This is a genomic window from Actinoplanes sp. NBC_00393 (assembly GCF_036053395.1).
Classification (GTDB): domain Bacteria; phylum Actinomycetota; class Actinomycetes; order Mycobacteriales; family Micromonosporaceae; genus Actinoplanes.
This window is the reverse complement of the sequence record NZ_CP107942.1, coordinates 6,476,306-6,491,098: the sequence shown is the minus strand read 5'-3', so window position 1 is coordinate 6,491,098 and position 14,793 is coordinate 6,476,306. Positions and strand designations below refer to the sequence as shown.

6 protein-coding genes are annotated in these 14,793 nt (G+C 74.6%); all 6 read left to right on the top strand.

The genetic code is table 11. The annotated features are described in order from the left end of the window. Positions 1-41: 41 nt before the first annotated feature. Genes OHA21_RS30125 through OHA21_RS30100 form a run of 6 tightly spaced genes read left to right on the top strand, consistent with a single transcriptional unit; the run spans position 42 to position 14,621 of the window. Positions 42-1,481: an MFS transporter gene (locus tag OHA21_RS30125; RefSeq protein ID WP_328460563.1), complete on the top strand. Its 1,440-nt coding sequence runs from the start codon at positions 42-44 to the stop codon at positions 1,479-1,481. A 19-nt stretch (positions 1,482-1,500) separates the two neighbouring features. After that, positions 1,501-2,499: a magnesium transporter CorA family protein gene (locus OHA21_RS30120; protein ID WP_328460561.1), complete on the top strand. Its 999-nt coding sequence runs from the start codon at positions 1,501-1,503 to the stop codon at positions 2,497-2,499. 25 nt (positions 2,500-2,524) lie between these two features. Further along, positions 2,525-5,509: an FtsX-like permease family protein gene (locus OHA21_RS30115; protein WP_328460559.1), complete on the top strand. Its 2,985-nt coding sequence runs from the start codon at positions 2,525-2,527 to the stop codon at positions 5,507-5,509. Continuing rightward, complete coding sequence (locus tag OHA21_RS30110) at positions 5,506-8,574, top strand: hypothetical protein (protein WP_328460557.1); 3,069 nt, start codon at positions 5,506-5,508, stop codon at positions 8,572-8,574. The genes OHA21_RS30115 and OHA21_RS30110 overlap by 4 nt, the downstream gene beginning before the upstream one ends. 18 nt (positions 8,575-8,592) lie before the next feature. Continuing rightward, complete coding sequence (locus OHA21_RS30105; protein WP_328460555.1) at positions 8,593-11,601, top strand: FtsX-like permease family protein; 3,009 nt, start codon at positions 8,593-8,595, stop codon at positions 11,599-11,601. Continuing rightward, positions 11,598-14,621 carry an FtsX-like permease family protein gene (locus tag OHA21_RS30100; RefSeq protein ID WP_328460553.1) on the top strand — a complete coding sequence of 1,008 codons (3,024 nt, stop codon included), beginning with the start codon at positions 11,598-11,600 and terminating at the stop codon, positions 14,619-14,621. The genes OHA21_RS30105 and OHA21_RS30100 overlap by 4 nt, the downstream gene beginning before the upstream one ends. Positions 14,622-14,793 lie beyond the last annotated feature (172 nt).

The following is a 14,793-nucleotide window of genomic DNA, read 5'->3' as shown; positions in this document are numbered from 1 at the left end:
ACATGTACGTTGTACATGGACGCCGTACAGGGGGAGATCAAGTGGAGAAGAACCGTCGGTGGTGGGCGCTCGTCGCAGTGGCGCTCGGCACCTTCATGACGTATCTGGACAACAACGTCGTCAACGTGGCGCTGCCCAGCATCCAGCGGGATCTCGGTCTGAGCATCGCCGGACTGGAGTGGATCACCAGCGCGTACATCCTGGTCTTCGCCGGTCTGCTGCTGGCCGGCGGCCGCATCGCGGACGTGCTCGGCACCCGGCTCGCGTTCCTGTCCGGCCTGGTGATCTTCACCGCGGCGTCGGTGGCGGCCGGCCTCGCGGACACCCAGGCGCTGCTGATCGGCGCGCGGGCGCTCCAGGGGGTCGGCGCGGCGCTGCTCGCGCCGGCATCGCTGGCGCTGCTTCAGGAACTCTTCCCGGACCCCAAGGAGCGGGGTACGGCCATCGGCGTCTGGGGCGGCGTCGGCGCCCTTGCTCTGGCGGTCGGCCCGTTCACCGGCGGGGTGCTCAGCGAACACGTCTCCTGGGGCTGGATCTTCCTGATCAACCTGCCGATCGGCGTGGCGACACTGGCCCTGACGCTGTTCAGCGTCCCGGCCGGGCACGGCGCGGCGAAACGGACGGCCGGGCTCACCCGGGCGCTGCGGCGACTGGACCCGGCCGGGCTGGCCGCGTCGTCGGTGTCCCTGTTCGCGCTCACGTACGCCCTGATCGAGGGTGACGCGGAAGGCTGGACCTCGCCGCTGATCCTCGGGTCCTTCGGGGTGGCCGCGGCAGCGGCGGTGGCGTTCGTGATCGTGCAGAGCCGCAACGCCGACTCGATGGTCGACCTCGCGTTCTTCCGCTCGCGGATGTTCACCGGCGGGCTGCTGGCGATGGGCCTGTGGGCGTTCGGTGTCTTCGGGATCTACTTCTACATGGCGATCTACCTGCAGAACGTGCTCGGTTTCTCGCCGACCGGCGCGGGCGCCGCGTTCATCCCGATGGCGATCATCACGGCGGTCGGCGCGGTCCTGGCGCCGCGCCTGGAGATGCGTTTCGGCGTGGCCCGGGTGACCGCTTTCGGTCTGGCCGTGATGGCCGCGGCGATCGGCGGCATCGCCCAGTACGGCGAGGGCACCACCTACCTCGACCTGCTGCCCTGGTTCGCGCTGTACGGCGTCGGCGGCGGCCTGCTCATCCCGCTCAACACCGTGGTGGTCGACGCGCTGCCGCCCGAGCGCGCCGGGATCGCGTCCGGGATGCTGAACGTGTCCCGTGAGGTGTTCGGCCTGCTCGGCGTGACCGTGCTCGGCGCCATCCTGACCAATCGGGCGAACGCCGCCAGCGGCTCCGAGATGCACCGCTTCCTGGAGGGCTACCAGTTCTCGCTGGTCGTCGCCGCGGTGCTGGTGGCGGTCGGGGTGCCGGTCAGCCTCTGGATGCTGCGCCGCGGACGCCGCCCGGAGCCGACCGAGGAGCGGGTGCTCGAAGCCGTCTGACCGGTCCTACTGTGGTCCGGTGACCGCACCTTCCTGTCCCGTCCGGACCCGCCTCTACGAGGCCGGCCGGGTGATCGCGGAGGACTTTCCGGCGGCCGAGACGGCCGCTCTGCTCCGCGATCACCCGGACGCGGTGGCCTGGCTGGATCTGTTCTCTCCCGGCCTGGCCGACCTGGAGGCGGTGGCCGCCGAGTTCGGGCTGCACCCGCTGGCCGTCGAGGACGCCGTCGAGGACCACCAGCGCCCCAAGATCGACCGGTACGCCGACCACATCTTCGTCAACCTCTACGCCGTCCGGTTCCACGGGGGCCCGAGCACGGCGGAGCTTCGCAAGATCGAGATCAGCGCGTTCGTCACGAAGCGGGCGCTGATCACCGTGCACAAGTCGCCCGGTGACAGTGACCTGCTGATCGCCCGCTGGGACAAGGACCCGGAGCTCGGCGCCCTCGGCGGCGTCAACTTCCTGGTCTACGGCCTGCTCGACGTCGCCGTGGACAGCCAGTACGCGACCGCCCGGGCGATCGACGAGGCGATGGACGGCGCCGAGGACCAGCTGCTCGAGGAGGGTGGCGCGCCCCGGGCGGCCCGGCTCTACGGGTTCGCGCTGCGCAAGTGCCTGGCCAACCTGCACCGGGCCGTCGCGCCGATGCCGGAGGTGATCGACCAGCTCGACAAGGCCGAGATCGAGCTGGTCAACGACCATCTGCGGGCTTATTACCGGGACGTCGCGGACCAGGCCCAGCGGACCGTCGAGCTGACCGAGCACGCCCGGACCCGGATCACCGAGCTGCTCGACGCCGACTCCACCGAGCAGAGCAACGTGCTCAACCAGGTCACCCGCAAGCTCGCCGCCTGGGCCGCGATCATCGCGGTGCCGACCGCGCTCACCGGCTTCTTCGGGCAGAACCTGCCGTACCCCGGATACGACAACCGCTGGGGGTTCCTGGCGAGCAGTGTCCTCATTGTTACGTCCGCGATCGGTCTCTACGGGTATCTGAAACACCGCGGCTGGCTGTAACCTCCCTGCAAATCGGGGAGGGTGGATGCTTGCGCTCGTTCTCGGCGCGGTACGAGCCCGGACCGCGCAGGCGCTGACCATCATGGTGCTGACGGCGGTGGCCGCCGCGGTCGCGGCGGCCGGCCCCTGGTACGCCGCGGCCGCCACCGAGCGGGCCACCGCCGTCGACCTGGCGTCGGTGCAGGCCAAGCAGCGCGCGATCTCGGTCCGCCAGGGCGCCGACACCGGCGGCGACCTGCCGGGCGCGATCGAGCAGTTCACCAGGACGGTCCGCGACCGGCTGCCGCTCGCCCTCGACGAGCCGGTGTACGGCGGCGTGGTCCCGCTGAACGTGCACAGCGGGTCGACCGACGTGGTGATGCCGGCCGCCTACCGCGAGCAGTTCTGCGAACACGTACGCCTGGACGGACCCTGCCCCTCCGCTCCCGGCGAGGCCGCGATCAGCCAGGAGTCGGCGCTGCGGCTCGGGATCGGTCCCGGCGACCCGCTGGTGCTGCGCTCCACCTCCAACAGCGAGCCGGTCCGGTTGCGCGTCGTCGCCCGGTTCACGCTGCTGGAACCCGACAGCCTGTACTGGAACAACCCGATGTTCCGGGCCGACACCGGACTGGATCCGGCCTTCACACCGGCGGAGACGTTCACCCACAACCTGCTGCGGACGCCGACGCTGACCTACGACGCCAGCCTGCCCGCCGGGCTGCTCCGTGGCGAGGGCGGCTTCGACCTGCGGGACACCCTGCGCCGGGCCGACGAGTCGTTCACCGGCGACCGCCTGCGCCTGGTCACCAGCGCGGGGCCGCTGCTCGACTCGATGGCCCGGAACAGGTTCACGATCCGCGACGGCGTCACCGTCGCGGCGGTGCAGACCCTGATCCTCACCTGGTTCGCGATCGGGCTGGCCGGCCGGTACACCGGGCGCGACCGGCGGCCCGACGTGGCTCTGCTGAAGCTGCGCGGGGTCGGGCGGTTGCGTACGTTGCGGCTGGTCTGGGGTCAGCATCTGCTGCCGCTGCTGGTGGGCGCGCTGGCCGGGGCCCCGGTGGGCTATCTGCTGGCCAGGTGGCTGGCCGGTCCGGTGACCTTCGCGGCCGGGCAGCAGCAGGCGCTGCTGCTGTCCGCTGCGGCGGTGGCCGCGGTGCTGGTCGGTGGCCTGCTCGTGCTGGGTGCGGTGGAAGTGGCGGTGCTGCGGCGGCCGGTCCTCGAGCTGCTGCAACGGGCGTCCGGCGGCCGCGGCGACTGGTGGTCCGGGCTCGCCGACCTGGTCCTGATCGCGGTCGCCGTCGCGGCGGTCTACCAGGCGCGCACCGGCGGTCCGGACAGCGGGCTGGCGATGGCCGCGCCGGGACTGTTCGCGCTGGCCGTGGGCCTGCTGTTCGCCCGGCTGGTGAGCCGGGCGGCGGGCCGGGCCGGCAGCGCGGGGCTGCGGGCCGGACGGCTGCGGTTCGGCCTCACCGCCGTACGGGTGGCCCGGCAACCCGGCACCGACCGGGTCTTCGCCCTGATCGTGGTCGCGGTGGCGCTGTTCGTGACGGCGGCCGGCGCCTGGAACGGGGACCGGCTCGCCCGCGAGCAGCGCAGCACGGCCGAACTGGGCGCACAGCGTGTCCTCACCGTGCAGGCGCCGAACCGGACAGCTCTGGTGCACGCCGTGCGCACCGCTGATCCGGACGGGCGGCAGGCGATGGCCGTCGCGGTGGACACCGACAACACCCTGCCGGTGCTCGCGGTGGACAGCGCCCGGTATGCGGCGGTCACCGGCCAGCAGCCGATCCTGGCTGTGCCGGAGCGCCGGACGGGCGAGTTCCCGCTGGTCACCGGTGAGCGGCTGGCCGCCCGGGTGAGCAAGGCGGGCGACGGCACGGTGGCGCTCACGCTCTACCTGCAGCACGAGGCGACCGGGGCGCCGGTGATCGCACGGTTCGGGGTGATGCGACAGGGGGAGAGCACGGTCGTCGCGCGGGTGGCCGGGTGCACGGGCGCTCCGGGCTGCCGGGTGGTGCGCTGGGAATTGACCCGGCCGGTGGACGAGGTCCGGTCCGGGCCGCCGTCGTACGGAACCTCGGTCGGCGTACGGGCTCTCGACCAGCAGGACCCGCCGGCGCCGATCCTGACCACGGCCCAGCTCGGGGACATCGGCCGGTGGCGGACCGCCAACAACGGCGCGAGTCTGGACGTCTCCGCGGCCGACGGGGTCCTGCGGCTCGGCGGCGACCGGAACGCCACCGAGCTGCCGCAGATGGGTGTCGCGGCGTGGGCGGTGGACATCGAGCTGCCGTTGCCGGTGGTGCCGGTGGGCCCGCGGCCGGAGACATGGCGGCTCGACGATCCGTCGCTCTTCTCGTTCGGAGGCGGGACGATCCCGGTCCGGCCGGCCGGCGGGACGAGCGTGTTGCCGGTTCTCGGGCGGGTGGGCGTACTGGTGGATCTGGAAGCGACCCGGCGGCTGGCCGCGGAGGCCGACCCACCTGGTGATCTTCAGGTCTGGCTCGCCGCCGGCGCCCGGCCCGGCCTGGTCGGCGACCTGACCGCCGCGGGCCTCGACGTGATCTCGGACGAGTCGATCAGCCGGCGCTCCGCGGAGCTCGGTGACCAGGGCCCGGCCGCGGTCGCCCGGTTCGGGATGCTGGCCGGCGTGGCCGCGCTGCTGCTCGCGGCGGCCGCGGTCGCGGTGGCTGCCGCGGTCGACAAGGACACCCTGGCCGGGCAGTTCCGGGCGTTGCGCCGGCAGGGACTGCCGGCCCGGGCCGCGGTCGCCACCGGGTACGCCGGGGTCGCCGTCCCGGTCGCGGCCGGGCTGATCGGTGGCCTGCTGGCCGGATTGCTGGCCACGCCGCTGGTCGGGATCGAGCTGCCACCGTTCACCGACGGCTGGTCGGTGCTGCCGCCACCGGCCACGCTGAACGCCTCGACGCTCGCCGGGGCCGCCCTGGTGGCCGCGGTCGTGCTCGGCGTGACCGGGTGGCTCGCGGCCCTGCCGCTGGTCCGGCGGCTCCGCGGGGGTGACTCGTGATCTCGCTGGTGCTGGCCATGGTCTGGTCCCGGCGCGGGCAGGCCGTCACGCTCGCCCTGCTGGCGCTGCTCGCGGTCGCCTCGGCGGTGGCCGCGCCGGCCTACCTGGCCGCCGTGGACCGGGCCGTCGCGGCCGGGCAGATCGCCACCGCCGTCCCCGCCGAGCTCGGGCTCACGGTGAGCGCCCGCCAGAACGAACGCACGCAGGACGTGGTGGAAGGCCCCTCGGTCGACTTCACCGACGTGGCGGAGGCCCTGGTGCAGCTGCCCGGCTTCACCTACGTGAACTCGAGCGAGTACCCGACGGTCGGCATCGAGCCCGACAAGCAGTACGCCTCCCGCCTGGTGTTCCGTCAGAACGTCTGCGTGCACGTGCAGGTCCTGACCGGCCGCTGCCTGGCCGGCGAGGGCGACGTGCTCCTCGGTGAGCACACCGCGAAGCGGCTCGACCTGGCCGCCGGCGACCTGATCAAGCTGACCTCGGCGATCTACAACGCGGACCCGCGCGATCCCGGTTACATCCCGGACGGCATCCCCAAGGAACTCACCGTGGCAGGCACCTACCGGGCCGCGGACGCCGAGTCGGCGTACTGGGGGACGCACGGCTACTTCACCACGCTCTACGGGCTGGGGCCGGGCGAGCCGGTCTTCACCAACGCCGCCACCCTGCGCGCGATGGACCACGGCAACACCGAGCTGGCGATCGACGGCACCGCCGAGCCGGCCGCCCTGGACGCCGACCGTCTCGACGATCTGCGGGCCGGCCTGGACCGGCTGCGCACCACCTCGACACAGCTCGGCTCGTCCCTGCAGATCAGCACCGAGCTGCCCCGGCTGCTCGACCGGATCGACGCCGGGCGCGCCTCGGCCCAACTGCTGGTGCCGGTGCTCGCGGTGCCGCTGGTGCTGCTCGCCTGCTTCTGCATCTTCCTCGCGGTCGGCTATGGCGCGCAGGGCCGGCAGAGCGAGCTGGCCGCGGTCGCGCTGCGCGGTCCGCGCTGGTGGGTGCGCTGGTGGCTGGCGACCGGGGAGAGCCTGGTGGCCGTCGCGATCGGCGCGGTCGCCGGCTGCCTGGCCGGGCAACTGCTGGTCAACGCGGTGGCGGCGAACCGGTTCCCGGGCGTCGGCGTGGACCCCGGCTGGTCGTCCCTGCGATACGCGCCGGCCGCCGCCCTGGCCGCCCTGATCGCCGCCGTCGCGGCCCAGCGGCGTCCGCTGCTCAGCCCGGTCGTGACCCTGCTGCGGCGCACCCCGGTACGCGGCAACGCCCACCGGGCGATCTTCACCGAGGCGATCGTGGTGGTCCTGGCCGTGGTCGCCGGAATGCAGCTGTCCCTCTCCAACGGCTCGCTGACCGGCATCGGGCTCTTCGCCCCGGCGCTGCTGATCCTCGCGCTGGCCCTGCTCGCCGCCCGGGCCGTCCTGCCGATCGTCACCCGGTACGCCGCCCGCGCCCTGAGCCGTGGCCGGCCCGGAGTCGCGCTGGCCGGGTTCCAGCTGTCCCGGCGGCCCGGTGCGGAACGCCTCTTCGCGCTGCTCGTGGCCACGGTCGCGGTCGTCGGCTTCGCGGTGGCGGGGGTGGACGCCGCGGCGCGTGGCCGGGTGGTCGAGGCGGAGCTGGGCACCGGTGCTGACCGGGTGCTGACGGTGGCGCCGGTCTACCGTACGCAGCTGCTCGAGGCGGTGCGCCGGGCCGACCCCGAGGGGGCGTACGCGATGGCCGCGGTCCGCCTGCCCGACGGCGGGGCGAACCAACCGGGCGGTCTGGCCGTGGACTCCCAGCGGCTGGCCGCCGTCGCCACCTGGCCGGCCGGTTCGCCCGACGCCGGAGAGGTGGCGCGGGACCTGCGCCCGGCGGCTGCCGACCCGTTCGTGTTCAAGGGCGACGACATCAACGTCGTCGCCACCGGCAGCGGACTCCCGGAGGAGGGCAAGGGCATCCGGCTGAACCTCGCGCTCTCCTCGGTGACCGGACTCGGCGACACCCAGGTGCAGCTGGGCGAGGTGCGGGAGGGGCGGCAGACGTACCAGCAGCGGGTGGCGACCTGCCGGGACGGCTGCCGCCTCAACGGGATCGGCTTCACCGCGATCGGCACCGCCCTCGGCATCCGCGCGCGGATCGTGATCAACGAACTGGGGACGATCAACCCGGTGCGGCCGGTGCTCGCGCGGGACCAGCTGGCCGACCCCGGCCGGTGGCGGATGCCCGAGAACGGACGGCTGACGGCGGATCCCGGCGGGCTGCGGATCGACCTGGACGCCTCGGAGGGGCTTGCCGCGGGCACGTGGATGTATCCGTCCGGTACGCCGTACCCGCTGCCGGTGGCACACGCCGGCCGGCTGCCCACGGACCGTGTGGTGACCGGGCTGGACGCGAAGGACCTGGTGGTCGCGCCGGTCGCCGAGCTGCCCGCGGTGCCCCAGCTGGGGCGGTACGCCGTCCTCGCCGACCTGGAGTACACCGACCGGCTCTCGGTGGACGGCGGGCAGGCGCAGATACCGCAGGTGTGGCTCAACGCGGCGGCGCCGGACGACGTCCTGGACCGGTTCGCCGAGCAGGGCCTGACCGTGCTCGTCGACACCCGGTCCGCCCAGGTGGCACGGGCCCTGGACCATCAGGGTCCGGCGCTCGCGCTCTGGTTCCACCTGCTCGCCGGGGGTCTGGCGGTGCTGCTCGGAGCCGGTGCGCTGGTGCTCGCAGCTGCGGTGGACCGGTCCCGGCGGGTGGCGGACCTGGCCGCGTTGCGCGCTCAGGGGCTGAGCCGGGGCGCCGCTGACCGGGCCACGCTGTGGACGTACCCGGTGCTGGTCGTCTTCGCCGCCGTCGTGGGGCTAGCGGTGGCCGTGCTGGCGTGGGAGCTGACCGGCTGGGCGCTGCCGCTGGCCGGGCTCGAGCCGCCGGATCTGCCGTTGCCGACGCGACCGGGAGCCGATGCGCTGCTCGCCGCGGGCGCGGCGGTGCTGGCCGTGCTCGTCCTGGTGGCCCTGGCCACCGGCCGCAACCTCCGGGCGCGAGTGAACCGGTTAAGCACAGTTGTCCACAGGGGTCCCCGCGACCACCTGTGATCGCGTAACGTCCCGGGAATGTTCGCGCTCGTCCTCGGCGCGGTCCGGGCGCGGACCGCGCAGGTGCTGACGATCCTCGTGCTGGCCGCGCTCGCCACCGCGATCGTCGCCGCCGGCCCGTGGTATGGCTTTGCCGCGGCCGGGCGCGCCGCCGGCACCAACCTGGCCGGTGCGGAGTCCACCGAGCGTGTGGTGACGGTCCGGCAGAGCATCGACACGCAGGGCAAACCGCAGGCCGCGCTGGACCGGTTCGCCACCGGGGTGCGAGCCGGGCTCCGGGTCGAGCTGCGCGAGCCGGTCGTCGGGCTGACCGTGCCGCTGACCGTGCGGCAGGGGGCGAACACACTGGCCATGCCGATGGCGTACCGGGAAGGGTTCTGCGACCGCGTCCGGCTGGAGGGCCGGTGCCCCGCCCGCTCCGGTGAGGTGGCGATCAGCCAGGAGGCCGCCACCCGCCTCGGGCTGGCGCCGGGCGACACCGTGGAGATGCGCAGCTCCAACTTCAACGTGCCGCTGATGGCGCGGGTCGTCGCGAGCTACACCCTGGCCGACCCCGCGGGGGTGTATTGGAGCGCCACCCACTTCCGGGCCGAGTCCGGGCTGTCCCCGGCTTTCACCCCGGTGGACACATTCACCGCCCGGCAGCTGTGGGGCATCACGGCGGCCTACGACGGCGAGCTCCCGGCGGCGCTGATCCGTGGTGACGGTGGCTACGACCTGGCCGGTGAGCTGGCCCAGGCGGACGCCCGGCTCGGGACCAACCAGCTCCGGTTCGCCACCGCGGCCCGGCCCCTGCTGGAGACCATCGCCCGGGACCGGTCGACCATCCTCAGCGGCGTGCTGACCGCGGGTGTGCAGATGCTGCTGCTCACCTGGTTCGCCGTCGGCCTCGCCGGGTGGTACACCCTGCGCGACCGGCGGGCCGACGCCGCCCTGCTCAAGCTGCGTGGCGTCGCCCGGTCCGGCATGCTCCGGCTGGCGTGGGGTCAGCACCTGATCCCGCTGCTGTGCGGCGTGGTCATCGGGGCCGCGGCCGGCTATCTGCTGGCCGTCGCGCTGACCGGGCCGGTGACGGTCACCGCCGACCGGCAGCAGGCCCTGGTCTGGTCGGCCGGCGCGGTGGCCGCGTTGCTCCTCGGCTGCATGATCGTGCTGGCGGTGGTGGAGACCGTGGTGCTCGCCCGCCCGGTGTCGTCGCTGCTGCAGCGGGCGGTGACCGGGCGCGGCGACTGGCGGTCCGCCCTGGCCGACGTGCTGCTGCTCGTGGTCGCCGCCGCCGTGCTCTATCAGGCCCGGGCCGGTGGTCCGGCGGAAGGCCTCGCACCGGCCGCCTCGGCGTTGGCTGCACTGGCGCTCGCCCTGCTGGTGGCCCGGGTGCTGAGCCGGGCCGCGGGCCGGGCCGGTGGCGCCGCGCTGCGCTCCGGACGACTGCGGTTCGGCCTCACCGCCCTGCAGATCTCCCGCTCGGCCGGCACCGACCGGGTGTTCATGCTGGTCGTGGTGGCGGTCGCGCTGTTCATCACGTCCTTCGCCGGCTGGCGTGCCGAGCAGACCGCGCGGGCCGACCGCAGCGCGGCCGAGATGGGCGCGGTGCGGGTGCTCACCGTCGAGGGCGCTAACCGTACGGCGTTGCTGCACGCGGTCCGGCAGGCCGACCCCGGCGGCCGGGAAGCGATGGCCGCCGTGGTGAGCCGCGACATCGCCCAGCGGGTCCTCGAGGTCGACACCGCCCGGCTCGCCGCCCTGGCCACCTGGCGGCCGGAGTACGGTGCGGTCGCGGCCCTGCCCGCGGCGATGGCCGCGGACACCCGACCATCGCCACCCGTGGTCACCGGCGACCGGCTCACCGCCCGGGTCAGCCGCGACGGGGCCGAGCCGGTGGCCCTCAACCTGCTGCTGCAGCACGAAGCGACCGGAAACCGGGTCATCGCCGCGTTCGGGACTCTCGCGGCCGGGGCGCAGACCGTCGCCGCGCCGCTCACCGGCTGCGACGCCGCGCCCGGCTGCCGGATCGTGCGGTGGGAGGTGACCTCGCCGCCGGACGAGAGCGGCCGGGCCAAGGCGCCACCGGCCGGTGCCGCGGTGACGGTCCGGGAGGTGACCCAGTCCGGGTCGGACGCGCCGGTGCTGGACAGTGCAGCGCTCGGCGACGTGGCCCGGTGGCGGGCCGGCACGGCCGGTGCGGCCATGGACGTGACTGCCGGGGACGGTGCGCTGCACCTGGTGGGAGACGAGAACACGACCAATCTCAAGCAGATCAGCGGGGAGGCGTGGGCGGCCGACGCGCCCGTTCCGCTGCCGGTGGTGCTGGCGGGGGCGGCGATGGCCGACTGGCACTACGAGGATCCGGCACTTCAGGCGTACGGGTCGCCCGTACCGGTCCGGCTGACCGGCACGGTGACCGCCCTGCCGGTGGTCGGGCGCAGCGGCCTGATGGTGGATCTGGACGCCGTCCGGCGACTGGCCGCCGAGGCCGAGCCGGCGGGCGAGTTCCAGGTGTGGCTGGCGCCCGGCGCCCGGTCCGGCCTGGTCGCCGACCTGACCGCGGCGGGGCTGACGGTGACCGGCGACGAGACCGTCACCGACCGGGCCGACCGGCTCGGCGCGCAGGGGCCCGCGGCGGTGGTCCGGTTCGCGCTGCTGACCGGGACAGCGGCGCTGCTGCTGGCGGCCGCCGTGCTCGCGGTCGCCGCGGCGGTCGACCGGCGCTCGGTCAGCGCACGGCTGACGGCGCTGCGGCTCCAGGGCCTGCCGGTCCGGGTCGCGGTCGCCACCGGCTACGCGGGTACGGCCACCTTGATCATCGCCGGGCTGCTCTGCGGTCTGCTGGCCACGGTGCTGGCCGCCGGTCTCACCGGCAGCGCGGTCCCGGCGTTCACCGACGGGTGGCAGGTGCTCGCGGCGCCGTCCGCGCTGCCGCCGGTCGCCGTGCTCGTCGCGACCCTCGCCGCGTTCCTCCTGGTCGGCCTGGTCGGCTGGCTGTCCCTGCTGCCGATGATCCGCTCCCTGCGGGAGACCGGCCGATGACCTCCCTCGCTCTCGCCCTGGCGATGCTCTGGTCCCGGCGCGGGCAGGCCATCACGCTGGCCCTGCTGGCGATGCTCGCGGTGGCCTCCGCCGTGGCCGCCCCGGCCTACCTGCTCGCCGCCGACCGGGCGATCGCCGCCGGCCAGATCGCCACCGCGGCGCCCAGCGAGCTGAGCCTCGTGGTGCGCGGCGCCCGGGACGCCGAGGCCGAGGAGATGGCCGGTGGCACGTCGATCGACTTCACCGACGTCGGCCGGGCGCTGATCGACATGGACGGCTTCTCGTACGTGTACTCGACCGAGATGGCGACAGTCGGCCTGGAACGGACCAACATCTTCGCGTCCCGGCTGGTCTTCCGCCAGGACGTCTGCGCTCACGTCCGGGTCGTCGCGGGGCGCTGCCTGGCCGGCGAGGGCGATGTGCTGCTCGGCGAGCAGACCGCGAAACGGCTGGGCCTGACCGCCGGCGACGGGATCCGGCTGAGCGGCGCCCGGCTCAACGACGACCCGATCCCCAAGTGGGAGGCAGCCGCTGCCGCCAAGAGCCTGACGGTGGTCGGGATCTACCAGCCGGTCGAGCCCGCCGGCGCCTACTGGGGGACGCACGGTTACTTCATCAGCGGCCCGGACGTCGGGCCCGGCGAGCCGGTCTTCACCAACTCGATCACCCTGCCCGCGATGAAGCAGACCGTCACGATGATGGCGATCGACGGCATCGCCGCGCCGGGCACCTTCGACATCGACCGGCTCGACGACGTGCGGGCCGACCTGACCCGGGTGGAGGAGGTGTCCCGCGAGGTCGGCGCCATCCAGATCACCACCGGCATGCCGCACCTGTTCCAGCGCATCGAGGAGGGCCGCGACGAGGCCCGGCTGCTGGTCCCGGTCCTGGCCGTGCCGTTGGTGCTGCTCGCCTGCTTCAGCATCTACCTGACCGTCGGCCACGGCGCCGAGGCTCGGCAGAGCGAGCTGGCCGTCGTCGCCCTGCGCGGGACCCGCTGGTGGACCCGCTGGTGGCTGGCGACCGGGGAGAGCCTCGCCGCGGTGCTGGCCGGGGCCCTGGCCGGCTGCCTCGCCGGGCAGCTGATGGTGAACGCGGTGGCGGCGAGCCTGTTCCCGGGCGTCGGCGCCGACGCCGGCTGGACCTCCCTGCGGTATGCGCCGATTGCCGCCGCGGCCGCCCTCCTCGCCGCGGTCGCCGCCCTGCGCCGGCAGCTGTTCAGCCCAGTCACCACCCTTCTGCGGCGGACCCGGCCCGAGCGACGCCGGCTGCAGGCCACCGAGGCGGTCGTGGTGGTCCTGGCCGTCGTCGCGGGCGGCCAGCTGATCCTCTCCGACGGCTCGCTCACCGGCGTCGGCATGTTCGCGCCCGCCCTGCTCATGCTGGCGACCACACTGCTGATCGGCCACGCCCTGCTGCCCCTCGTCAGCCGGTACGCGGTCCGCGCCCTGCACCGCGGCCGGCTGGGAGTCGCGCTCGCCGGCCTCCAGCTCTCCCGCCGCCCCGGTGCGATCCGGCTCTTCGCGCTGCTGGCCGCCACCGCCGCGGTCGCCGGGTACGCGGTCTGCGCGGTGGACACCGCCGCCCGCGGCCGGGCCGTCCAGGCGGAGCTCGGCACCGGCGCCGACCGGGTGCTCACCCTCGAGGCGGTGCCCCGCCGCCGGCTGCTCGACGCGGTCCGTGCGGTCGACCCGCAGGGCGCCTACGCCATGGCGGTGAGCCAGCTGTACAGCGGCGGTCCCCGCCCGCTGGCCGGCCTGGCCGTGGACTCGCCCCGGCTCGCCGCGGTGGCGTCCTGGCCGCGCGACGCGCCGGACGCCGGCCGGGTCAGCGAGCGACTGCGCTTCACGGCCCCCGAGCGGCCGGAGTTCACCGGCGAGGACGTCGTGATCCGGGTGACGAGGGGCGACACCGGGTCCGACGTGGAACTGCGGCTCATCCTCGCGGTGTCGTCGCTGACCGGCCTGGGCGAGCGCATCGTGGAGTTCGGCGAGATCAGCGCGGGCACCCGGGACTACCGGCAGCGGTCGGCGATCTGCGTGGAAGGCTGCCGGGTCAGCGGGATCGGGATCGTCGGCGGGTCGACTTCCGAGGTCACCGGTCAGGTGGTGATCCACGAGGTGCGCGCCGCCGAACCGGCCGGGGACGCCGCCCCGATCCGGGTCACCGACCCGTCCCGCTGGTGGGCGTCGCAGCGCGGCCGGCTCGCCGCCGCCGCCGCCGCGAAGGACGGTCTCACCTTCGACGTCGCGGTCGCCTCCGGCTCCGGCGGCGCCGCGTGGCTCCGGCCGGTGAGCACACCGACGCCGGTGCCGATGGCGTACGCGGGGACGATGCCCGACGCCGGGGTGATCACCAGCCTGGGCGGCGACGCGGTGCCGGTCACCGCGGTCGCCGAACTGCCCGCCGTGCCCGCCCTCGGCCGCACCGGCACCCTGGTCGACCTGGAACTCGCCGACCGGCTCTCGGTGGACGAGGCGCGGGCCCAGCAACCGCAGGTGTGGCTCAACTCGGCGGCCCCCGCCGACATCGTCGAACGGCTCGGTGAGCAGGGGCTCACGGTCATCGCCGACACCTCGGCCGGGCAGGTCCGGGCCCGGCTGGACCGGCAGGGACCGGCCGTCGCCCTCTGGTTCCACGTGCTGGCCGGCGTGCTCACCGTCCTGCTCGGCGCCGGGGCGCTGGTGCTGACCATCGGGGTGCACCGGGCCCGGCGCGCCGAAGATCTGGCGGTGCTGCGGGCCCAGGGACTACGGCCGGGCCAGGCCGCGCAGGCCACCTTCTGGACGTACCCGGTGCTGGTGATCATCGCGGCGCTCGTGGGCCTGCTGGCCGGGGTGGCGGGCTGGCTGCTCACCGGGTGGGCGCTGCCCCTGTCCGGCTTGAAACCGCCCGACCTGCCGCTGCCCGGCCTGCCCCGGCTGCCGGTCCTGCTCGGCGTGGGCACCGCCGTCCTGCTGCTGTACCTGGGCGCAGCCCTCGCCGGCGACCGGGCTCTACGTCGGCGGGCGGTCAGATAGGCGTGGCGCCCGGGCCCTGCGACGGCGGGCGGTCATATAAGCATGGCGCTCGGGCCTGTGACGGCGGGCGGTCAGACAAGCGCGGCGCTCGGTCCTGCGCCGCCGGGCGGTCAGACAAGCGCGGCGCTCGGGTCCTGCGCCGCCGGGCGGTCAGTAAGACGTGGCGCCGGGC

Bases quoted from the DNA above. Each gene is read 5' to 3' on its own strand.
- OHA21_RS30100 (WP_328460553.1), top strand. From the start codon at position 11,598: ATGACCTCCCTCGCTCTCGCCCTGGCGATGCTCTGGTCCCGGCGCGGG.
- OHA21_RS30115 (WP_328460559.1), top strand. From the start codon at position 2,525: ATGCTTGCGCTCGTTCTCGGCGCGGTACGAGCCCGGACCGCGCAGGCG.
- OHA21_RS30105 (WP_328460555.1), top strand. From the start codon at position 8,593: ATGTTCGCGCTCGTCCTCGGCGCGGTCCGGGCGCGGACCGCGCAGGTG.